The organism is Candidatus Photodesmus anomalopis, assembly GCF_000731785.2.
GTDB classification, from domain to species: Bacteria; Pseudomonadota; Gammaproteobacteria; order Enterobacterales; family Vibrionaceae; genus Vibrio; species Vibrio anomalopis.
Map to the genome: position 1 here is coordinate 331,941 of NZ_JGVJ01000010.1, position 21,883 is coordinate 353,823.

The 21,883-nt window shown below is 31.9% G+C and carries 22 protein-coding genes; 13 read left to right on the plus strand and 9 right to left on the minus strand.

Features of this window, described 5'->3' with window-relative positions; genetic code table 11:
- From sdhA to sucD, 6 genes are all read left to right on the plus strand, one after another.
- Positions 1–1,770: a succinate dehydrogenase flavoprotein subunit gene (sdhA, locus tag CF66_RS02105; RefSeq protein WP_016503463.1), complete on the plus strand. Its 1,770-nt coding sequence runs from the start codon at positions 1–3 to the stop codon at positions 1,768–1,770.
- A 20-nt stretch (positions 1,771–1,790) separates the two neighbouring features.
- Positions 1,791–2,501, plus strand: a complete 711-nt coding sequence (locus CF66_RS02110) for a succinate dehydrogenase iron-sulfur subunit (RefSeq protein ID WP_016503462.1) — start codon at positions 1,791–1,793, stop codon at positions 2,499–2,501.
- 106 nt (positions 2,502–2,607) lie between these two features.
- The gene (locus CF66_RS02115; protein ID WP_034411406.1) at positions 2,608–5,406 is read left to right on the plus strand and encodes a 2-oxoglutarate dehydrogenase E1 component; all 2,799 of its coding nucleotides are present in this window, start codon (positions 2,608–2,610) and stop codon (positions 5,404–5,406) included.
- 51 nt (positions 5,407–5,457) lie between these two features.
- Positions 5,458–6,663, plus strand: coding sequence for a 2-oxoglutarate dehydrogenase complex dihydrolipoyllysine-residue succinyltransferase (gene odhB / locus CF66_RS02120; RefSeq protein WP_034411408.1), 1,206 nt, complete (start codon positions 5,458–5,460; stop codon positions 6,661–6,663).
- Positions 6,664–6,701: 38 nt separating this feature from the next.
- On the plus strand, positions 6,702–7,886 hold the full coding sequence (gene sucC, locus CF66_RS02125; protein ID WP_016503459.1) for an ADP-forming succinate--CoA ligase subunit beta: 1,185 nt from the start codon (positions 6,702–6,704) through the stop codon (positions 7,884–7,886).
- Positions 7,867–8,739: a succinate--CoA ligase subunit alpha gene (gene sucD / locus CF66_RS02130; RefSeq protein ID WP_016503458.1), complete on the plus strand. Its 873-nt coding sequence runs from the start codon at positions 7,867–7,869 to the stop codon at positions 8,737–8,739. Before sucC ends, sucD begins: the two co-directional genes overlap by 20 nt.
- 61 nt (positions 8,740–8,800) lie before the next feature.
- Here the strand turns inward: sucD and rnt are convergent, their stop codons facing one another.
- On the minus strand, positions 8,801–9,442 hold the full coding sequence (rnt, locus tag CF66_RS02135) for a ribonuclease T (RefSeq protein ID WP_034411410.1): 642 nt from the start codon (positions 9,440–9,442) through the stop codon (positions 8,801–8,803).
- 167 nt (positions 9,443–9,609) lie between these two features.
- Here rnt and CF66_RS02140 point away from each other — a divergent pair, with 167 nt between their 5' ends.
- Positions 9,610–10,488: a flagellar protein MotY gene (locus CF66_RS02140; protein WP_016503456.1), complete on the plus strand. Its 879-nt coding sequence runs from the start codon at positions 9,610–9,612 to the stop codon at positions 10,486–10,488.
- Positions 10,489–10,541: 53 nt separating this feature from the next.
- On the opposite strand, the gene gloA is transcribed toward CF66_RS02140, so the two are convergent.
- From gloA to rsxA, 8 genes are read right to left on the minus strand one after another with little or no spacing between them, the layout of a single operon-like run.
- The gene (gene gloA, locus CF66_RS02145) at positions 10,542–10,946 is read right to left on the minus strand and encodes a lactoylglutathione lyase (protein ID WP_016503455.1); all 405 of its coding nucleotides are present in this window, start codon (positions 10,944–10,946) and stop codon (positions 10,542–10,544) included.
- A 4-nt stretch (positions 10,947–10,950) separates the two neighbouring features.
- Positions 10,951–11,592 carry an endonuclease III gene (gene nth / locus CF66_RS02150; protein WP_016503454.1) on the minus strand — a complete coding sequence of 214 codons (642 nt, stop codon included), beginning with the start codon at positions 11,590–11,592 and terminating at the stop codon, positions 10,951–10,953.
- A gap of 43 nt (positions 11,593–11,635) precedes the next feature.
- Positions 11,636–12,286, minus strand: coding sequence for an electron transport complex subunit E (locus tag CF66_RS02155; protein ID WP_016503453.1), 651 nt, complete (start codon positions 12,284–12,286; stop codon positions 11,636–11,638).
- On the minus strand, positions 12,273–12,917 hold the full coding sequence (gene rsxG / locus CF66_RS02160; protein WP_016503452.1) for an electron transport complex subunit RsxG: 645 nt from the start codon (positions 12,915–12,917) through the stop codon (positions 12,273–12,275). Before rsxG ends, CF66_RS02155 begins: the two co-directional genes overlap by 14 nt.
- A gap of 4 nt (positions 12,918–12,921) precedes the next feature.
- Positions 12,922–13,968: an electron transport complex subunit RsxD gene (gene rsxD, locus CF66_RS02165; protein WP_102031370.1), complete on the minus strand. Its 1,047-nt coding sequence runs from the start codon at positions 13,966–13,968 to the stop codon at positions 12,922–12,924.
- Between the two features lie 17 nt (positions 13,969–13,985).
- Positions 13,986–15,581 (minus strand): electron transport complex subunit RsxC, encoded by a 1,596-nt coding sequence (rsxC, locus tag CF66_RS02170; RefSeq protein WP_052541663.1) that lies wholly within the window; start codon positions 15,579–15,581, stop codon positions 13,986–13,988.
- Between the two features lie 16 nt (positions 15,582–15,597).
- Positions 15,598–16,182: an electron transport complex subunit RsxB gene (gene rsxB, locus CF66_RS02175; protein ID WP_016503449.1), complete on the minus strand. Its 585-nt coding sequence runs from the start codon at positions 16,180–16,182 to the stop codon at positions 15,598–15,600.
- A gap of 10 nt (positions 16,183–16,192) precedes the next feature.
- On the minus strand, positions 16,193–16,768 hold the full coding sequence (rsxA, locus tag CF66_RS02180; protein WP_016503448.1) for an electron transport complex subunit RsxA: 576 nt from the start codon (positions 16,766–16,768) through the stop codon (positions 16,193–16,195).
- An 801-nt stretch (positions 16,769–17,569) separates the two neighbouring features.
- Here rsxA and rpmF point away from each other — a divergent pair.
- The 6 genes from rpmF to acpP all read left to right on the plus strand — a co-directional run bounded on the left by rpmF (position 17,570) and on the right by acpP (position 21,823).
- Complete coding sequence (rpmF, locus tag CF66_RS02185; RefSeq protein WP_034411412.1) at positions 17,570–17,740, plus strand: 50S ribosomal protein L32; 171 nt, start codon at positions 17,570–17,572, stop codon at positions 17,738–17,740.
- A 9-nt stretch (positions 17,741–17,749) separates the two neighbouring features.
- Complete coding sequence (plsX, locus tag CF66_RS02190; protein ID WP_016503446.1) at positions 17,750–18,778, plus strand: phosphate acyltransferase PlsX; 1,029 nt, start codon at positions 17,750–17,752, stop codon at positions 18,776–18,778.
- Positions 18,779–18,783: 5 nt separating this feature from the next.
- Positions 18,784–19,734 carry a beta-ketoacyl-ACP synthase III gene (locus tag CF66_RS02195; RefSeq protein ID WP_034411413.1) on the plus strand — a complete coding sequence of 317 codons (951 nt, stop codon included), beginning with the start codon at positions 18,784–18,786 and terminating at the stop codon, positions 19,732–19,734.
- A gap of 21 nt (positions 19,735–19,755) precedes the next feature.
- Positions 19,756–20,709, plus strand: coding sequence for an ACP S-malonyltransferase (gene fabD, locus CF66_RS02200; protein ID WP_016503444.1), 954 nt, complete (start codon positions 19,756–19,758; stop codon positions 20,707–20,709).
- A gap of 21 nt (positions 20,710–20,730) precedes the next feature.
- Positions 20,731–21,468 carry a 3-oxoacyl-ACP reductase FabG gene (fabG, locus tag CF66_RS02205; protein WP_016503443.1) on the plus strand — a complete coding sequence of 246 codons (738 nt, stop codon included), beginning with the start codon at positions 20,731–20,733 and terminating at the stop codon, positions 21,466–21,468.
- Between the two features lie 121 nt (positions 21,469–21,589).
- Positions 21,590–21,823, plus strand: a complete 234-nt coding sequence (gene acpP, locus CF66_RS02210; protein ID WP_016503442.1) for an acyl carrier protein — start codon at positions 21,590–21,592, stop codon at positions 21,821–21,823.
- Positions 21,824–21,883 lie beyond the last annotated feature (60 nt).

A 21,883-nucleotide genomic window follows, 5' to 3' on the forward strand; every position in this document is an offset into this window, starting at 1 on the left:
ATGAGTATTCCGATTCGAGAGTTTGATGCTATTGTGATTGGTGCAGGTGGTGCTGGGATGCGTGCTGCATTGAAAATTTCAGAGCAAAATCTTTCATGCGCATTACTTTCTAAAGTATTTCCGACTCGTTCTCATACCGTATCTGCTCAAGGCGGTATTACGGTTGCTTTAGGTAATGCTCACGAAGATTCTTGGCAAGAACATATGTATGATACTGTTAAAGGTTCTGATTATATTGGGGATCAAAATGCTATCGAGTATATGTGTAAAAATGGTCCAGAATCAATTATTGAGTTAGAGAGAATGGGATTGCCTTTTTCTCGTTTTAATAATGGAAGCATTTATCAACGTCCATTTGGTGGTCAGTCTAAAAATTTTGGAGGGGAACAAGCTTCACGGACTGCAGCTGCTGCAGATCGAACTGGTCATGCTTTATTACATACACTCTACCAACAGAATATTAAGCATAAAACCATTATATTTTCCGAGTGGTATTCAATTGATCTTGTTTTAAATGAAGATGGTATAATTTTAGGATGTGTAGCTATTTGTATAGAAACAGGAGAAATTTGTTACTTTAAGTCTAAAGCTACTATTTTAGCAACTGGGGGGGCAGGTCGTATTTTTGCATCAACAACTAATGCACATATTAATACTGGTGATGGTGTGGGTATGGCAGTTCGTTGCGGTGTTCCTATGCAAGATATTGAAATGTGGCAATTTCACCCAACTGGAATTGCAGGTGTTGGTATATTAGTTACTGAAGGTTGTCGTGGAGAAGGGGGTTATTTACTAAATAAGGAAGGTGAACGTTTTATGGAACGTTATGCTCCAAATTCGAAAGATTTGGCTAGCCGTGATGTAGTTTCAAGATCAATAATGATTGAAATTCGAGAAGGTCGAGGTTTTGAAGGACCTTATGGTTCTCATGTCCAGTTAAAACTGGATCATCTTGGCAAAGATATATTAGAATCACGGTTGCCAGGTATTTGTGAACTTTCTAAAACTTTCGCGCATGTAGATCCCACTAAAGAAGCGATTCCAGTAATTCCTACTTGTCATTATATGATGGGTGGTATTCCAACTAAAATTTCTGGACAAGCTATAAAACAAGATAAATATGGGAAAGATATAGAAATTCAAGGTTTATTTGCTTGTGGTGAAATTGCTTCAGTTTCAGTACATGGAGCAAATCGATTGGGTGGTAATTCATTATTAGATTTAGTTGTATTTGGCCGTGCAATAGGTATTCATTTAGGTGAAACATTAAAAAAACAAGCAGATGCTAAACCGGCTAGAAAAATGGATATTGAACATTCTCTCGAACGTTATTATCGCTGGGAAAACAGCACAGTGACTGGTGAAAATCCTAAAGAAATTCGAAAAATGTTGCAAAAATGTATGCAGGAGAATTTTTCTGTATTTCGTGAAGGGTCTTCTATGGCTAAAGGGTTAAAGGAACTAAAAAGTATTCGAGAATGTTTGAAAACTGCATATTTATCAGATAAATCCTTTACCTTTAATACAAAGCGTATCGAATGTTTGGAGCTAGATAACTTGATGGAAACAGCATATGCTACTGCAATCGCAGCAAACTATCGAAAAGAAAGTCGCGGTGCTCATGCTCGTTTTGATTTTTCTGTTCGTGATGATAAGCAATGGTTATGTCATTCTATCTATGATCCTAAAACAGAATTAATGTCTAAACGTGCTATAAATATGGAACCTATTTATTGCGAAGTATTTCAACCAAAATTACGTGTTTACTAATTAATAAAGGATTTTAAAATATGGATTTAAATCTTTCCTTGTATCGTTATAATCCTGATTATGATAATCAACCTTACATGAAAGATTATACAGTTACACTGGAAAAAGATACAAATATGATGTTACTGGATTTATTATCTTTATTACAGGAACAAGATTCGACAATTGTATTTCGTCGTTCTTGCCGTGAAGGGGTTTGTGGTTCTGACGGCTTAAATGTTAATGGTAAAAATTGTTTGGCGTGTATTACTCCTTTATCTTCTATTTTAAAAGAACAAATTATTATTCGTCCATTGCCCGGTTTGCCAGTTATACGTGATTTAGTTGTAGATATGACTCAGTTTTATAATAATTATAAAAAAATCAAGCCTTTTTTAATTGGTGAAACTAATACATATTCTATCAATGAATACCTTCAAACTCCAAAGGAGCGTGAAAAATTAGATGGCCTATACGAGTGCATTATGTGTGCCTGTTGTACTGCATCCTGTCCTTCATTTTGGTGGAATCCTGATAAGTTTATTGGTCCTGCTGGATTATTAGCAGCTTATCGTTGGTTAATAGATAGTCGAGATACAGCTACAAATGAACGTTTGTCTTATCTCGATGATGCATTTAGTGTTTTTCGTTGCCATACTATAATGAATTGCGTAAGTGTCTGTCCAAAAGGATTAAATCCAACCAGAGCTATTAGGAATATAAAGTCAATGTTATTTACTCATTCTATTTAGTTATTTAGTTAGTTATTTAGAATATGTTTTTTGCTTAAAAGCAAAATTTACACATATATGTATAAATTTTAAATAGATATCAACAAAATAGTAGTTAGGGGAAAATATGCATAATGGTGTGATGGAAACTTGGCTTAAGTCTTCACACTTGTCTGCTAGCAATGCGACTTATTTAGAAGAACTTTATGAACTATATTTAGATGGATCAAAATTTGTAACTGAAGAATGGAGGTTCATTTTTGATGATTTATTATTAAAATGTTCTGGGGAAATTGAAGAATCTCACTCTTATATTCGTAATTACTTTCGAGAACTTGCTAAGGGGAAAAAAACATATTCTGATAATATTATTAATAATCAGAAACTGAAAGTATCAAGATTTATCAATGCATATAGATTAGAAGGACACCAATTTGCTAATTTAGATCCACTAGGGCTTTGGAAAAGAGATATGATTTCTGAGCTTGATCCTTCTTTTTACCAATTTTCGAAAAGTGATTTACAAAAAAAAATTAATAATGTAGGTTTTTTTTCTATTAATCAAGACAAGAGGACCTTAAGAAATATTCATAAAGCACTCAAGCAAACATATTGTGGTTCAATTGGTACTGAATATATGCATATAACTAGTACAACTCAAAAACAATGGATTCAGCATCGTTTAGAGTCTGTTTCTGGAAAACCTGCATTTAAAAAGGAAGAAAAAATATCCTTGTTAGAAGAATTAACTGCAGCAGAAGGACTTGAGCGCTATTTAGGTACTAAATTCCCTGGATCAAAACGTTTCTCCTTAGAAGGTGCTGATTCTTTGATTCCTATGATAAAGCGAATTATTCATCATGCAGGTAGTCAAGGAATGCGTGAAATTGTTATTGGTATGGCTCATCGTGGTAGACTAAATATGTTAGTCAATGTTTTAGGTAAACAACCGAAAGATTTATTTAATGAATTTTCTATTCAACATAGCGAAGGTTGTGGAACTGGTGATGTCAAATACCATCAAGGTTTTTCTGCTGATTTTCATACAGCGAGTGGAAATATTCACTTAACCTTAGTATTTAATCCTTCCCATCTTGAGATCGTAAACCCCGTTGTTATCGGTTCAGTTCGTGCTCGTCAGGATCGTTTAAATGATAAAGATAGAAGTTTTGTATTACCTATTACTATACATGGAGATTCAGCAATTACAGGACAGGGGGTTGTACAAGAAACATTCAATATGTCACAGGCAAATGGATTTTGCGTAGGAGGAACAATACGTATTGTTATTAATAATCAAATTGGTTTTACCACTTCAAATCCAACTGATAGCAGATCTACTATGTATTGTACTGATATTGCTAAAGTAGTTCAAGCTCCAATCTTTCATGTAAATAGTGATGATCCAGAAGCAGTTGCTTTTGTAGCACATTTAGCCTTGGATTATCGTAATACTTTTAAGCGTGATGTAGTGATTGATTTAGTATGTTATCGTCGTCGTGGTCATAATGAAGCTGATGAACCAAGTGCTACTCAGCCATTAATGTATAAAACTATTAAGAAACATCCTACAACAAGAAAACTTTATGCTGAACTTTTAATTAAACGCAATGAATTAAGTATAAAAACAGTCAATCAATTAGTTAATCAATATCGTAATGCACTTGATCACGGGGATGTTGTTGTAAAAGAATGGCGTCCAATATCGTCGCATCCAGTAGATTGGTCACTTTACTTCGGACATGACTGGAATATTAATTGGAAAGCTAAAATTGATATTAACCATTTAATAAATCTCGGTAGAAAAATTTGTCAATATCCAGCTACTTATGTATTGCAAAGCAGAGTAAATAAGATTTATAAAGATCGATTAGCTATGATTAATGGTCAAAAGCAAATTGATTGGGGAATGGCTGAAAGTTTGGCTTATGCTACTTTAGTTGATAGTGGTAAAAGAGTTCGTATTTCTGGGCAAGATTCTGGACGTGGTACTTTTTTTCATCGTCATTCTATTTTGCATAATCAATTAGATACTAGCATTTATGTGCCACTAGCAAATATTCACAATAAACAAGGAAAATTTCAAATTTTTAATTCTGTTTTATCAGAAGAAGCGGTATTAGCATTTGAGTATGGATATGCAAGTTCAGAACCTAGTGGTTTAACATTATGGGAAGCTCAATTTGGTGATTTTGCTAATGGAGCTCAAGTTGTTATTGATCAATTTATTTCCTCTGGTGAGCAAAAATGGGCACGTTTATGTGGTTTAACCATGTTTTTGCCTCATGGTTATGAAGGCCAAGGTCCAGAGCATTCTTCTGCACGTTTAGAACGTTATTTACAATTATGTGCGGAACAAAATATGCAAGTTGTCATTCCTTCCACCCCTGCTCAAGTTTATCACATGATACGTCGTCAAGTACTTCGTCCAATGCGTCGTCCATTAATTGTTATGTCTCCAAAATCTTTACTTAGACATTCATTATGTACCTCTTCTCTTAAAGAACTTTCTGAAGGAACATTTCAAGCTATAATAGGAGAAACTGATTCTTTAAAGTCAGATGAGGTAGAACGAGTTATATTTTGTTCCGGTAAAGTTTATTTTGATTTGCTTGAACAACGTCGCAAAAATAAACAGTTTAATGTAGCAATTATTCGTATTGAACAGCTTTATCCATTCCCATTAGAAGAATTAGAATTTACTATTGCAAAATATAAACATGTTATAGATTATGTTTGGTGTCAAGAAGAACCTAAGAATCAGGGTGCTTGGTATAGTAGTAAACATAATTTTCGTGCAGTTATTCCCGTTGGTTCAGGTCTTAAATATGCAGGTCGCCCTGCTTCTGCTTCTCCAGCAGTGGCTTATATGTCATTACATTTAAAACAACAAAAAGAATTGATTGAAAATGCACTTAAATTATAGAAAAGCATATATTAAAGATGTTTAGATAAACTTTAGAAGGATAAAATATAAATGATAATTGAAATCCTGGTTCCAGATTTACCAGAATCAGTTTCATCTGCGACTATAGCTAAATGGCATAAAAAAACAAATGAAACTATCAATCGCGATGAAGTTATTGTTGATATTGAAACGGATAAGGTGGTTCTAGAAGTAGCAGCTCCTGAATCCGGTGTATTAGAGTCTATTCTTAAAAAAGAAGGTTCCGTTGTCTTTTCTAAGCAGTTAATTGCTAAATTAAAGCCAGTCAATATTATAAACGAAACAGATATTAATCAAGCTGAAGAAATTTCTGATATCTTCCAAAAAAAAACTTTGATAGAAAATGATACTGAGGTACTTAATCCTTCATTACGTCGCCTTCTTTCTAAGCACAATTTGAAACCAAATGTGATTGAAGATAAAGATATTACTGGTAAAACTACTAGAAAAAAAATTGATTCCTATTTATTAGATAGCAATAAGTTACACTCTGATAAAAACAGTAAAAATAAACAAGATTCTGATTTTAATATGGATAATCGTTATAGGCGTGTTCCAATGACGCAACTCCGTAAAACGATTGCAAATCGTTTATTAGAAGCAAAAAATAATACAGCAATGTTAACTACCTTTAATGAAGTTAATATGAAATGTATTATAAACTTACGCAAAATGTACAAAGAAAAGTTTATAGAGTCTCATGGTGTACATTTAGGTTTTATGTCTTTTTACGTTAAATCAGTTGTGGAAGCTCTGAAATGTTATCCAGAAATTAATGCTTCAATTAATGGTGAGGATATTATTTACCATAATTATTTTGATGTTAGTATAGCAGTATCAACTTCTCGTGGCTTGGTAACTCCAGTATTAAAAGATTGCGATATGTTAAGTTTTTCAGATATCGAAAAAAAAATTAAAAAGTTGGCATCTAAAGCTTCCGATGCTAAATTAAAGATTGAAGATTTAGTTGGTGGTAATTTTACTATTACAAATGGTGGTGTATTTGGTTCTTTAATGTCCACACCAATTATTAATCCTCCTCAATCGGCAATTTTAGGCATACATAAAATTCAAGATCGTCCAATGGCTGTTGATGGAAAAGTAGAAGTTTTACCTATGATGTATGTAGCACTTTCATATGATCATCGCTTGATTGATGGTCGTGAATCTGTTGGATTTTTATTAAAAATAAAAGAACTACTTGAAGAACCAGTTCGGTTACTTTTAAACATTTGAACTGTAATTCTATATTATAAATAGAACGAAATAAAAATATGAATTTACATGAATATCAAGCTAAACAACTGTTTTCAGAATTCGGTTTATCTATCCCTGAAGGTTATGTATGTGATACACCTCAAAAGGCTTTAGAATCTGCAGGTCGTATTGTTACTAAAAAGAAAGTTGTTAAATGTCAAGTCCATTCTGGTGGTCGGGGTAAGGCTGGCGCCGTAAAAATATGCGATAGTAAAGATGCCGTTAAAAAATTTTCTGAAAATTGGTTAGGGAAAAGGCTTTTAACTTACCAAACGGATTCTAAAGGGCAACCTGTAGAAAAAATTTTAGTTGAAGAATCCATTAATATTATTAGTGAGTTTTATTTAGGTGCTATTATCGATCGTGTTAGTTGTAGTATTGTTTTTATGGTATCGACTGAAGGTGGTGTTCAAATCGAAGAGATTGCAAAAAACACTCCACACCTAATTCATAAAGTATCTATTAATCCTTTTTTAGGACCTCAAGAATATCAAGGACGTGAATTAGCTTTTAAACTTTCTTTTAGAAAAAAAGAAGCAAGCCAATTTGTTAAGATATTTATCAGTCTTGTAGATATGTTTATTCAATATGATCTTTCTTTACTAGAAATTAATCCATTAGTTATTACTAATAATAAAAAATTGCTATGTTTAGATGGAAAAATTAGTTTTGATTCAAACGCTATATATCGTCAGCCTAAATTAAGTAAAATGTATGATGTTTCTCAAGAAAATGAACGTGAAGTATACGCTGCGAAGTTAGGACTTAACTACATACCTCTTAATGGAAATATTGGTTGTTTAGTTAATGGTGCAGGATTAGCTATGGGTACAATGGATATGATTCATTTTCATGGTGCTCAACCTGCTAATTTTCTTGATATAGGTGGTAGTGCAACTAAAGAACGTGTTACAGAAGCCTTTAAAATAATTTTATCTGATATTAATGTTAAAGCAATATTAGTCAATATTTTTGGTGGTATAGTTTGTTGCGATCTAGTTGCTGATGGGATTGTTAATGCAGTTAAAGAAATAGGTATAGATTTACCAGTGGTTGTACGTCTTGAAGGAAACAATTCAAGTTTAGGAGCTAAAAAACTTAGAAATAGTACTTTAAAACTCATTGTAGCAAACTCTTTAAGTGAAGCTGCAAAGAAAGTAATTTCAGTATCAGGGATAAATGATGTCTATCTTAATAAATAAAGATACCAAGGTAATTTGCCAGGGTTTTACTGGAAATCAAGGTACTTTCCATTCAAAACGCGCTATTCTTTATGGGACTAAGATGGTTGCTGGTGTTTCACCTGGAAAAGGTGGTCAGATTCACTTATCTCTTCCTGTATTTAATACGGTACGCGAAGCAGTAGATGTAACTGGTGCAACTGTCTCTGTTATTTATGTACCGGCTCCTTTTTGTAAAGATGCAATTTTTGAAGCTATTAATGCGAATATTAAGTTAATTGTCACAATAACTGAAGGTATTCCAACTATTGATTTAGTAAAAGTAAAATTGTGCTTAAAGCAAGCTGGAGTATTGATGATCGGCCCAAATTGTCCAGGTATTATTACACCAGGTGAATGCATGATTGGTATTATGCCAGGAGATATTCATAAATCAGGGAAAGTAGGTATTGTATCTCGCTCAGGTACATTAACTTACGAAGCAGTTAAGCAAATCACTGATGAAGGTTTTGGACAATCAACCTGTGTAGGTATAGGTGGAGATCCAGTTCCAGGTTCAGATTTTGTCGATGTTTTAAAACTTTTTAATGAAGATATTAAGACTGAAGCAATTGTTATGGTTGGTGAAATTGGAGGTACTGCTGAGGAAGAAGCTGCTATTTTCATAAAAAGGTATATCAAAAAGCCTGTGATTGCGTATATAGCAGGGATAACAGCTCCTTCTGGGAAACGTATGGGTCATGCTGGTGCTATTATATCTGGAAATAAAGGGACAGCTAAAGTAAAGATTGAAGCACTTAGAAATGCCGGTGTAACGACGGTTGATATTTTATCTAATATAGGAAAAGTTTTACGTAATGTTACTGGTTGGTAAGTAGATTTTCATTCATTTGAATAATTTTAATATATTTTTCATTTTAATTAGCAGCCATTTATTATTTAGGTAGAATTGGCCAGCCTCCAAGGTTCTTCCATTTATTAACGATTTTGCAAAAAAGTTCAGCAGTTTTTTGACTATCGTATAATGCTGAATGTGCTTTCTTATTATCAAATTCGATACCAGAAGCTTTACATGCTTGGGCAAGTATAGTTTGACCATAGGCTAATCCACTTAACGTAGCAGTATCAAAAGTTGTAAATGGATGAAAGGGAATTCTTTTTAGGTTGCAACGTTTACTAGCTTCTATAATAAAACTCAGATCAAATGCTGCATTATGAGCTACTATAATTGTTCTTTTACAATCAGCTAATTTTTGTTCTTTTCGAATGATTTTATATATTTTTCTTAATGCTTCCATTTCAGTTATAGCACCTCGCAATGGACTAAATGGATCATGAATCCCATTAAATTCTAATGCAAGTGGTTCAATATTAGCAGATTTAAATGGTTGAATATGATAATGTGTAGTGGAGGAGAATCGTAAATTACCATGATTATCCATTCTCAATGTAACTGCACATATCTCTAATAAAGCATCAGTTTTAGCATTAAAACCAGCAGTTTCAATATCTATTACAACTGGGAAATACCCACGAAACCTGTTTTTTAAAGCTAAATCATTATTTTCTTTAATCATATTAATTTTTAAGTTTTTAAGTTATATATGAAAAATAAACGCTATTATTACAGATAATAAGATTAATCAAAAGCTTATCACATTAAGAAATAAAAATAATACATGTCAGCATTATTTTTATTAGACCAAATATTGTTATATAACTTACATTCAATAAGAATTCCTATATGCATAAGAAAATAATCAATACTTTTATGGTAAATATATTAGTTTCATTCATTGCTAATTCTTCAGATAGGATCTATGTAGCTACACCTGAAGAATCAACTTGGGAAGTGATTGTTAATACCCCTTTAGAGTGTCGTCTAAAACATTCTATACCTAATTATGCTCATGCTGAGTTTTCATCTAAAGCAGATAAAAAAAGCAACATCCATCTTGAATTAAAAATGTTTAAACCAATACAAAAAATCAGTAATGTTCATTTAGTCTCTATTCCTCCTTCTTGGTACCCTAGCAATAATAGTGGAAAACATATCGCAAATATAAAATTTTTTAAGCACTTTGATGCTTATCTTTCTGGAAGAATTGTATCAATAATTTTGTCAGAGTTAGAGAAAGGATACTATCCTACTTTTAGTTATTATCAAGATTGGCAGAAAAATTATAATGAACGTACAGAGTTTGCTTTATCTTCAGTCTCATTCCAAAAAACATATAGTGTATTCATGAATTGTATCACTAATTTACTTCCATATAATTTTGAAGATATTTCATTTGTTATTTTACACTACATTCAAGATACTTTAGAACTAAACGAAGAATCACAAAAACATTTAGATAAAATAGCAAAATATATTCGTTATTATCAGGATATTAAATTAATATCTATATCCTCATATACTGATGCTGGAGATAGTAAAAAAGAAAGCCAGCATCTAACTGAACAAAGAGCGACTGCGCTCAAAAATTATTTTCAAGAATTAGGTTTATCAGATAGTAAGATTTATGTGCAAGCCTATGGGAAGCGACGTCCTATTGCAAATAATTCTTCTTTAATAGGTAGAAACAAAAATGAAAGAATAGTTCTTTCTTTAAGAAGATAAGGTAGGATAGTGTTAGTTAATTCAAATTTATCAGTTCATTATGTTGTTATATCTTATTCCACTTTTTTATTTTGAATTAATTCGATTGCATAACCATCAGGATCTTGAATAAAAGCGATTTGGATTGTCCCACCTTTGACTGGTCCTGGTTCTCGGGTAACTTTTATACCTAAATTTTTTATGTTTTCACAAAAATTATAAATATTATCAACACCAATTGCAATATGACCAAATCCAGAACCTATTTCGTATTGAGTAGTGTTTTCCCAATTATATGTAAGTTCAATCATTGTTTCTGTTAGTTCCTTGTTAAAACCAAGAAATGCTAATGTATATTTATATTCTTTATTTTCATTAACACTCAATAAATTCATACCTATAATCTTTGTATAAAAATCGATTGATTTATCTAAATCATGCACTCGTAACATAGTATGTAAAATTCGACTATTTGACATAAATTTAATTCCTAATAATTGTTTTTTCCTTAAATTCACATAAATCCTCGATGATACACTGATTACATAATGGATTGCGAGCTTTGCATATATACCTCCCGTGCAAAACCAACCAATGGTGAACATTAATCTGAAAAATTTTAGGTACAACTTTTAGTAATTTTTCTTCAACAATTCGAGCTGTCTTTCCTATAGCAAATTTACTCCGATTACAAACTCGATAAATATGTGTATCAACAGCAATTGTTGTCCAACCAAATATGATATTCAGTATAACATTAGCTGTTTTTCTTCCGACTCCAGGAAGGGATTCTAATATTTCTCGACTTTCAGGAACTTGACTATTATATTTTCTAAATAAAATATCACATGTTTTAATAATATGTTTAGCTTTTGAGTTAAATAATCCTATAGTTCGTATATGCTGTTTGAGACGGTCTAATCCTAAATTCAATAAGGATTCTGGAGTATTAGCTATAGAGTAAAGTCTACTAGTAACTTTATTCACGCTTTTATCTGTTGTCTGAGCAGATAACAGAACAGCAATAAGCAATTCAAAAGGACTATTCCAGTTTAATTCCGTTTTTGGATCGGGGTTGTTTTTTTGAAATCTATTTAATATTTTAGTTCGTTTTATGTTGTTCATATTACTTAATTTTATTTGAAATTCTAGTATTTATTTCCTAAATTTAGTTTCGGTTCTTCTGTATATTCTTATCTAGTATGTTTTTACAGGCAATTAAAAATCCTAAACTGATAAATGCTCCTGGAGGTAGCAATACTAATAAAAAATTAGTATCAAAATCAAACAATCTAATGCAAATAATACTTGCCCATTTACCTAGCAATAAATTTGCATCACTAAATATAGTCCCTTTGCCTAGAATTTCTCTGATAGCACCTAGTAGTGAAAGGGAAATAGTCATACCTATTCCTATACCAAAAGCATCTTTAAGAGATAATATAATTCTATTTTTTGATGCAAATGCTTCAGCTCGACCAATAATAATACAATTAGTAACAATTAAAGGAATAAATATTCCTAGAGATGTATAAAGTTCATGAGCATAAGCATTTATTAATAATTGAACACAACTAACTAATGATGAAATCACCATAACAAAAATAGGAATACGTATTTCTTTTAGAATATATTTACGCATTGAAGATATAATCATGCTGGAAAAGATCAAAACGAACAATGTAGCAATTCCTAACCCGAGTGAATTGGTTACTGTTGTAGAAATAGCGAGTAATGGGCATAATCCAAGTAGTTGTACTAACGCTGGATTATTATTCCAAATACCGTTTTTAATTGGATTAGTTTCATGATATACCATATGAACCTCCGCAATTAAATGGTTGATTAAACAAATTTTCTTTATTTTGATCAAGATATAGTGCTGCGTTTTTAACTGCCTTAATTACTGCTCTAGATGTTATTGTAGCACCAACAACTTCATCAAAATGAATTTTATTACCTTTCCCTATTTTCCAACTCCATAAATTTGCCTTATTTACTTTCTTTCCTGTAAAGTTTAATATCCAATTTGTAACATGCAAATCAATTTTATCACCAAGTCCTGGTGTTTCTTGATGAGATAAAACACGAATACCTGTAATAGTGCCATCTACTTTTACAGCTACAATAATATTTATTTTACCGTTATAACCATCTGGTGCTACGGCCTCTATCGTTAAAGCGGTTGGTTGACCTTTTAATGTTGCTAAATAGGCAGGAACCATGTCATTTGTACCTAGTAAAGGGTCCATAACGAAAGTGCAGGAATCATATAAATTATTATCATATAATTCAGAAGGAATAATTTGATTTAGTGTGGATAATAATTCTTCTTTAACTCGTTGTTCAATAGGATGTTTAGTTAGATATTGAGTTATAACAACTAAACCTGTAGATAAAAAAGCAAAAAAAGCTAAAGTTAAACTACTTTTACGAATTATTGTTAACATAGTTTTATTGACCATATGTACGAGGTTGTGTATAGTGATCAAGTAATGGAACACACATGTTAGCTAACAAAACTGAAAATGCTATACTATCAGGAAATCCACCAAAACTTCGAATAATAAATGTCATTATCCCTATAAATGCCCCGAATATAATTCGACCTTTAACTGTTGTTGAAGCTGATACAGGATCGGTTGCAATAAAAAATGCACCTAGCATAGTTGCTCCAGATAATAAGTGAAACATTGAAGATGCAGTTTTATCTGGAGTAATTATCATAAATAATTCACTAATTATTATTAAACTTATCAAAAAACTAATTGGAATATGCCAGCTAATTACACGTAATTTAAGTAATAGTAATCCGGAAAGTAAATACGTAAGGTTAATTAATTTCCAGGAACTAGTAAATAAAGGATCTAATTTCAATTGTTCAAGAATTTCATTAATAGTATTCCCAATATGCAAAGAAGTCCTAAATGCATCTAATGGTGTTGCCATTGTCAGACCATCGACTCCTACTCGGAGTTGTTGTAATGATAATCCATCAGTATTAAAACCAGAAAAAATTAAGAAAAATGAATCTATAAATGAAATAGGATCAATCTTTAATTTGCCTGCTTCAATCCAACTAGTCATTTGAATAGGAAAAGAAACCAATAAAATTACATAAGCTATCATAGCAGGATTGAATAAATTTTCTCCAATACCACCATATAAATGTTTTGCAATAACTACAGCAAATATAAGACCAATAAATACTATCCACCAAGGTGATAAAGGAGGGATAGAAATAGCAAGAATCCAAGCTGTAACAAGTACACTATTGTCTCTAAGAGCTGTTTTTGGATGACGTTTTCTTAGCAATATTACAAAAATCTCTAATAATATAGAGATAATAATTGAGAAACACAGTTGTATTATTGTCCCCCATCCAAAAAAGTAAGTTTGTGCAACTAAACCTGGAAACAAACAAATAATTACTAACTGCATTAATTTTGTTGTGCTTCTTTTGTTATGATCATATGGAGAACTAGACATTAAAAGTGGCACGATTTGTATCCTTAGAATTAGATTTTCATTTTTGATTGCGTATTGATTCCCTTATTAGGGATATTATCTATTTGATTTAGTTTATTCTTTTTATTGACACGCTCGATAGCAGCTAAAATAGCATGTTTATTACTAACAAGTTGTTTCTTATGTTTTTCTCTTAGTTTTTTGAGATGTTTTTCTTTCTCTTGCTTTTCTAGTTTCATTCGAGTATTTTTCGATTCAAAACGTTTTTTAGCACGTTGAGCAGATTTCATTTCAATTTCACAAGTATAAATTTCTGATTTAGCTTGACGATAATATTGAACTAATGGAATTTTACTTGGACAAACATAAGCACATGCACCACATTCAATACAGTCTGTTAAGTTAAATTCCTTGCATTTTTCAAACTGTTTTGCCTTAGCATACCATTGAAGTTGTTGTGGCAATAAGGAAGCAGGGCATACATTTGAACAATAACCACAACGAATACAAGGCATTTCATGTAAAGGAGAAACTACTTCATTACTTTTTGGTATAAAAATACAATTTGTTGTTTTTGTTATTGGAATGCTTGTATTTGGTATACTAAATCCCATCATTGATCCACCTAATATTAAATGTTCAAATTGTTTATTAGTTCTAGAAGAAAATTCATTTAAAAGTGCCTCAATTGGAGTTCCAATTAATGTCCATATATTTAAAGTTTCTTTAAATATTTTCCCCGCTAGTGTTACAACACGAGCAATTAATGGTTCACCATCACAAATAGCCCTTTTAATAGCATAAATAGAGCTAATATTTTGTACTAGGATCCCAATATCGATTGGTATTTTACCACTTGGAACTTCCATATTAGTGAGAATTTTAATTAATTGTTTTTCTCCACCAGAAGGGTATTTAGTAGGAATAACTCGAATAATTATTTCTTTGTTTTTAGTAGCTTGAATTAGAGAATTAATCGCCTCTGGTTTATCATCTTCGATAGCAATCACTATCAGTTTTGGTTTAAGAATATAGTCAATAACTTCAATGCCTTGAATTATCTCATTAATATGATTTTGTATTAATGAATCATCTGCAGTAATGTAAGGTTCACATTCTGCTGCATTAATAATTAAAATATTGATTTTTTTAAGTGAAGAATAAACTTTCGTTGAAGTTGGAAATCCTGCACCTCCCATTCCAATAATTCCAGCTTGCTTAATACGTTCGATCAATTTAATTGGTGATTTTAGAGAAAAATCCTCTAAAGGTTGGAGAGGATACCATTCATCGTTTCCATCAGGTTCAATAATAATACATTGTTCAGTTAATCCAGAAGGATGAGCAATAATACGTGGCTCAATAGCTACAATCATACCAGATGTTGTTGAATGAATAGGAATGTAAGAAGCACGATTATTATAACATTTTATTAAGGGTTCTCCTTTAAGAACATGTTCTCCTATTTTTGGAATTATGGTATTAGGCAGACTAGTATATGACCTTATAGGTAACACTATCTCTTTGGGTATTTTAGCATACATTAAAGTTTTTTTTCTAGGATGAGCTTTATTTTTGGGGAAAGAAATTCCACCAGGAAAATCCCATAATTTACCAGATTTTATCTTCTGTATTAATGATGACATGACAATTTCTAATTCTCTATATTATTTTAGATTTTGAAGAAATAGAACTGCTAACATTCACAATTGGAATACTATCAAATTTCCATTTCCAAGTTGCTGTAGTTATTTCTATTGGAAGCATTTCTATGCAATCAGTTGGACATGGAGAAACACAAAGATTGCATCCAGTACATTCATTTTTTATCACTGTATGTACTGTTTTAATGCCACCAACAATTGCATCTACTGGACAAGCTTTTAAACATTTGGTACAGCCAATACACATATCTTCATGTATAAATGCTACCGTTTTAGGCACTTCTCCAAAATTTTTTACTCCTTCTTTTATTTCGATGCCCATGAGTTCTGAAAGCCTACTAATAGCAATATCCCCTCCTGGAACGCATTTATCAATTTCTTCTCCATTAATAATTGCTTCTGCATATGGTTTACATCCAGGATAACCACATTGAGCACATTGAGTTTGCGGTAAAATATTTTCAATTTGTTCAATAATAGGAATAGGTTCTCCTTGAAAATATTTGGAAGCAAAACCTAGAATAGCACCAAATATAGCAGAGAGAACCACAATAGAAATTATAGCTAGTAAAGTTAAATTCATTATTAATCAATCACACTAATCCAGTAAACCCCATAAAAATTGCTGACATTAATCCAGCTGTAATCATTGCAATAGAAGCACCTTTAAATGGTAAAGGAACATCTGAATAGGAAATTCTTTCACGCATTGAAGAGAATAGTATTAATGCTAAAGAGAATCCAATAGAAGCAGAAAATCCATAAATAATAGATTCGGTAAAATTATGATTTGAATTGACATTTAGTAACGCAACTCCCAATACAGCACAATTAGTAGTAATTAGTGGAAGAAATATTCCTAGTAATCGATAAAGAGTTGGACTTATTTTTTGAAGTAGAATTTCAGTAAATTGAACAAGTACTGCGATAACCAGAATAAAGCTCATAGTGCGTAAGTATCTAATATCAAGCGGTACTAAAAGATATCTTTCAACTAGATATGCACACATTGATGATAATGTTAGAACAAATGTAGTGGCAAGTCCCATACCAACAGCAGTCTCTAATTTTCTAGAGATTCCCATAAAAGGACACAATCCTAAAAACTTTGATAATACAAAGTTATTTACCAGAACAGTACTTAAGAACAATAAAAAATATCCGGTCATAATCATACAATCAGAAATTACAGGTACTGTATTATCCTTCCTTGCTTAAATAATACAACCTAAAATATAGGACTTTCATTGATTTAACTCTAAATAAAATGTTTAAATATTTTACTTTTCTACATTAACCCAGTTTTTATATATTGTAATATAAAATACTATTTGTAAGCTTAATTATCCACAAAAATTGTGCATAACTGTGTTAATGAACTTTAAGAAATTTTTAAAAAAGCACTTTTTAATTCTGTAAGTATTTATGAAATATATGAATATGAGAATAAAAAATAGTAAGTTTAAATTATGAAAAAATATGTACACTTAGATTTTATTGGAAAATAAAACTTGTCAATTTGAAGTAAAAAAATAAATATGTCTTTCTTATATTAAAAAAAGTTGACCCTACAAAGATCTATAGTACCATTAACTTTATAAAATTGAAAAAATTGACAAAAATTCTGAACAATAGTTTTTTAATCTATTTAATCTATTCTCGAAAGTTATGGAGTAAAAATTAAATATTGATAAAACTAAAATAATTAGAGAAATTGGATTGATATACTTTATTTTATTATTAATATTAATAAGTAGGATAATCAAATTCTTAACCAGAATATTTTTTCTTTGACTAAATTAATTTTGAAAGATAGCATTTGTTTCCTTATTTTTAAGATATTAGATGTAAATAGTCTAGTAGTCTCTTCAGATTTAGGTGCTTCTTTCTAGTTAACATATAAAAGTTACTTTAAAAAGACATCTTTTCTTTTTATAAGCTTAATAAATATAATAAAGGGTGATCAGATTATGGCAGTACAAAAAAACCGCAAAACGCGATCTAAACGTGGAATGCGTCGTTCTCATGACGCTCTTGTTGAGCCTACATTTTCTTTAGATGCAACATCAGAGGAGCTTCACTTACGTCATAATGTCACATCTGAAGGTTATTATCGTGGTAAAAAGGTTATTAATAAGTAATTATATTTTTTGCAAAATATAATTGTTGCACTCGATGCAATGGGTGGAGATTTTGGTCCTCAGGTTACGGTACCAGCTGCCCTACGGTCATTGCTACTTTTTCCTGAACTCAAGGTGATATTAACAGGTGATCAGACTGCTATCACCTCTAAATTGTCTCTTCTTGTTGGTTGTGGAACGTATCCGAGATTGAGTATTAAACATAGCGACAAGGTTATTTCTGACTCAGAAAAACCTTCTTTAGCATTGCGTCATGGTTCTGAAAGCTCTATGGCTATGGCTGTCGATTTAGTTGCTAATGATTTTGCTAATGCTTGCATTAGTGCCGGTAATACCGGTGCTTTGGTGGCTATTTCTCGTTTTAAATTAAAATTGTTACCTGGACTTGAACAACCAGCTTTAATTTCTACATTGCCAACTGCACTGGGAAATAAAACCTGGATGCTTGATTTAGGTGCTAATGTATCTAGTAGCCCAGATTCTATTTTTCAATTTGCCTTAATGGGTAGTATTTTGGCTGAACAACATTTAGGTCGATTACCAAGAGTAGCACTTTTAAATATTGGATCAGAGAAGATAAAAGGGAACCATCTTGTCAAACATGCTGCTAAGATGTTATATCAAAATAAATTAGTAAATTTTATTGGTTATATAGAAGGTAACCAGTTATTGTATGATGCTGCAGACGTAATAGTGTGTGATGGATTTTTGGGTAATATTTGTCTTAAAGTATGTGAAGGGACTGCTCAACTATTTATGGATAAGTTAAAGTTAACTCTAGTTGGATCATCATTGAGGACTTGGATTGCAAAAAAAATATTTTCTGGTTTATTTGCTGAATTACAAACTTTAAATCCCGATCAGTATAATGGTGCCAGCTTACTAGGATTGAATGGTGTAGTCATAAAAAGTCATGGAGGTGCTAATGTATTAGCAATAGTTAATGCCATTACTGAAGCAGTATATGAGGTTAGACAAAAAGTGTCTACTCATATTACTGATCGTTTAAAATCAGTTTTATGTGAGAGGCATTATTAGTCTTCATGTATAGTAAAATTTTAGGTACTGGTTGCTATCTTCCATCCAAAGTTCGAACAAATGCTGATTTAGAAAAAATGGTAGATACAAGCGATGAATGGATTTTCTCTAGGACGGGTATTAAGGAACGTCGTATTTCAGCAGAGAATGAAACTGTATCTGATATGGCCTTCCTAGCTGCAGAAAAGGCCATATCTATGTCAGGTATTGATAAAAGTGATATTGATTTAATTATTGTTGCAACTACTACTGGTAGCCATAGATTTCCATCATCAGCTTGCCAAGTTCAAAATAAATTAGGTATTCAAGTTTGTCCAGCTTTTGATTTATCAGCTGCTTGTTCTGGGTTTATATATGGTTTATCTGTTGCTGATCAACATATTAAATCTGGAATGTATAAAACTATCCTAGTTATTGGTGCAGACGCATTATCTAAGAGTTGTAATCCTGCTGATCGTTCAACTGTTATTTTATTCGGTGATGCTGCCGGTGCAGTTATTATTTCTGCAAGCGAAGAGCCAGGTATTTTATCGACACATTTATATTCAGATGGAAAATTTGAAAACTTATTAAGTCTGAAGGTTCCTGCACACACTACCACTTCAAGTGAGTGGTTGCATATGGAAGGTAGTGAAGTGTTTAGAGTAGCAGTGACTTATTTATCGAAGTTAGTTCAAGATACCTTAGCTGCTAATTCTATACATAAATCTGAATTAGATTGGTTAATTCCACATCAGGCCAATTATCGAATTATTTTAGCAACAGCTAAAAAACTTTCAATGTCATTAGAGCAAGTAGTCCTTACTTTAGATAGACATGGAAATACATCTGCAGCAACAATACCCACTGCACTTGATGAAGCTGTTAGAGATGGACGTATAAAGCGTGGTCAGATACTGTTGCTTGAAGCATTTGGTGCTGGATTCACTTGGGGTTCAGCTTTAGTCAAGTTTTAAAAATTGTAGGTAATATTAATAATGAGCAAGTATTCTGTTCTATTTTCTGGGCAAGGTTCACAAAAAATCGGGATGCTTTCGAACCTAGCTAAAGAGTATGATCTCGTAAGAGAGACTTTTGATGAGGCAGCTGATGCACTTAATTATAATCTTTGGAATTTAATTCAAAACGGTCCAAAGGAAACTCTTAACCAAACATCTTTCACTCAACCTGCGTTATTGACCGCTTCTGTTTCTATTTGGCGTGTATGGAGAAAAAATTTCTATCATAAACAACCTTCAAGTCTAGCTGGTCACAGCCTAGGTGAATATTCTGCTCTAGTATGTGCTAATGTTATTAATTTTAATGAGGCTGTTAAGCTTGTTAAATTACGTGGCTATTTAATGCAAGAAGCTATGTCAGGAAAAAATATTGGTGCAATGTGTGCAATTATAGGTCTTAATGAGAACTTTATTCAAAAAATTTGCAAAGAAGCACAAAAAAACGATGAAATAGTTTCTCCTGCAAACTTTAATTCTCCTGATCAAATTGTCATTTCTGGTCATAAGAATTCTGTAGAACGTGCAGAAATTCTATGCAAAAAAGCTGGAGCTAAACGTACTGTAATGCTCTCTGTATCTGTACCTTCTCATTGTATGTTGATGAAATCTGCAGCTGACAAACTTGCTTTAAATCTTGAAAAGATTAATTTTCAATCTCCTACTATTCCAGTTATAAACAATGTCGATGTGCTCACTGAATTTGATTCTAGCAAAATTAAATCAGCACTAATCCGTCAATTGTATAGTCCAGTTCGTTGGTCTGAGATTATTCAATTAATAATTCGAGAAGGAGTCCATACATTTCTAGAAATTGCTCCAGGAAATAAGGTATTGAGTGGTTTCACAAAAAAGATTGTTAAGATACCTAAACCGAAAATAGCAATTATTAACGATATTGCTTCTTTAAAATTTGCTAAATCTCTAATTGATTAATAAAGGATATAGGTACATTCAATGAAGAATCTAGAAGGTAAGGTTGTTTTAGTTACAGGTGCTACTCGTGGTATAGGACATGCCATTGCTGAAAGTTTTATTAATTCTGGTGCAACTGTTATTGGTACAGCTACAACTGAAATTGGTGCTATTAATATTAGCAATCATTTTTCAAATAAAGGAAAAGGTTTTATTTTAGATGTAACTGATATGAATTCAATTAAAAAATTGATTCATTCGATTAATAGTGAATTTGGTTTAGTTGATATCTTAGTTAATAATGCAGGTATTACTAGAGATAATCTTTTAATACGTATGAAAAGTCATGAATGGGCGCATGTGATAGAAACTAATTTAACTTCTGTATTTAATCTTTCAAAAGCGGTATTACCTAATATGATTAAAAAACGCAATGGGAGAATTATTAATGTTGGTTCTATTGTTGGTACTATAGGTAATGTAGGTCAATCAAATTATTCTGCAGCAAAGTCTGGTATAATTGGTTTTACTAAATCTTTAGCAAAAGAAGTTGCCTCTCGAGGAATTACTGTCAATGCAGTAGCTCCTGGTTTCATTGACACAGATATGACAAAATCAATGAACTCTGCACATCGTGATAAAATATTATCTAGTATTCCTGTTAGACGCTTTGGGAAACCTATTGAAATTGCATCTGTAGTTGTCTTTTTAGCTTCTTCAGAAAGTTCTTATATTACTGGTGAAACTTTGAATGTTAATGGTGGGATGTGCATGGTTTGACATACATATCTTATAAAATCATCTAAATGCTTTGTTTAGTCAGGGACTCAAAAGAAACAGTTCTTAGACTATTAGATTATTATATTATGCGAAATCTATACTCTAATAAGGAAAAAAAAAAATGAGCAATATCGAAGAACGAGTGAAGAAAATTATTATTGAACAGCTGGGTGTGGATGAAGCTGAAGTTAAAAATGAAGCTTCTTTTGTCGATGATTTAGGTGCTGATTCATTAGATACTGTTGAATTAGTAATGGCCTTAGAAGAAGAATTTGATATTGAGATTCCAGATGAAGAAGCTGAGAAGATTACTACTATTCAAACAGCAGTTGATTATGTAACTAATACTCAGTAATATCTCTCCCAGGTGGCCTTCTGCTGGCCGCCTGAGTTTTCGACATATCTATAAGCCCCT

Bases quoted from the DNA above. Each gene is read 5' to 3' on its own strand.
- CF66_RS02115 (WP_034411406.1), top strand. From the start codon at position 2,608: ATGCATAATGGTGTGATGGAAACTTGGCTTAAGTCTTCACACTTGTCT.
- sucC (WP_016503459.1), top strand. From the start codon at position 6,702: ATGAATTTACATGAATATCAAGCTAAACAACTGTTTTCAGAATTCGGT.
- rnt (WP_034411410.1), bottom strand. From the start codon at position 9,442: ATGATTAAAGAAAATAATGATTTAGCTTTAAAAAACAGGTTTCGTGGG.
- rsxA (WP_016503448.1), bottom strand. From the start codon at position 16,768: ATGACCGGATATTTTTTATTGTTCTTAAGTACTGTTCTGGTAAATAAC.
- CF66_RS02155 (WP_016503453.1), bottom strand. From the start codon at position 12,286: ATGGTATATCATGAAACTAATCCAATTAAAAACGGTATTTGGAATAAT.
- fabG (WP_016503443.1), top strand. From the start codon at position 20,731: ATGAAGAATCTAGAAGGTAAGGTTGTTTTAGTTACAGGTGCTACTCGT.
- rsxB (WP_016503449.1), bottom strand. From the start codon at position 16,182: ATGAATTTAACTTTACTAGCTATAATTTCTATTGTGGTTCTCTCTGCT.
- gloA (WP_016503455.1), bottom strand. From the start codon at position 10,946: ATGTCAAATAGTCGAATTTTACATACTATGTTACGAGTGCATGATTTA.
- sdhA (WP_016503463.1), top strand. From the start codon at position 1: ATGAGTATTCCGATTCGAGAGTTTGATGCTATTGTGATTGGTGCAGGT.
- CF66_RS02195 (WP_034411413.1), top strand. From the start codon at position 18,784: ATGTATAGTAAAATTTTAGGTACTGGTTGCTATCTTCCATCCAAAGTT.
- CF66_RS02140 (WP_016503456.1), top strand. From the start codon at position 9,610: ATGCATAAGAAAATAATCAATACTTTTATGGTAAATATATTAGTTTCA.
- rpmF (WP_034411412.1), top strand. From the start codon at position 17,570: ATGGCAGTACAAAAAAACCGCAAAACGCGATCTAAACGTGGAATGCGT.
- acpP (WP_016503442.1), top strand. From the start codon at position 21,590: ATGAGCAATATCGAAGAACGAGTGAAGAAAATTATTATTGAACAGCTG.
- rsxG (WP_016503452.1), bottom strand. From the start codon at position 12,917: ATGTTAACAATAATTCGTAAAAGTAGTTTAACTTTAGCTTTTTTTGCT.
- CF66_RS02110 (WP_016503462.1), top strand. From the start codon at position 1,791: ATGGATTTAAATCTTTCCTTGTATCGTTATAATCCTGATTATGATAAT.
- odhB (WP_034411408.1), top strand. From the start codon at position 5,458: ATGATAATTGAAATCCTGGTTCCAGATTTACCAGAATCAGTTTCATCT.
- nth (WP_016503454.1), bottom strand. From the start codon at position 11,592: ATGAACAACATAAAACGAACTAAAATATTAAATAGATTTCAAAAAAAC.
- sucD (WP_016503458.1), top strand. From the start codon at position 7,867: ATGTCTATCTTAATAAATAAAGATACCAAGGTAATTTGCCAGGGTTTT.
- fabD (WP_016503444.1), top strand. From the start codon at position 19,756: ATGAGCAAGTATTCTGTTCTATTTTCTGGGCAAGGTTCACAAAAAATC.
- rsxC (WP_052541663.1), bottom strand. From the start codon at position 15,581: ATGTCATCATTAATACAGAAGATAAAATCTGGTAAATTATGGGATTTT.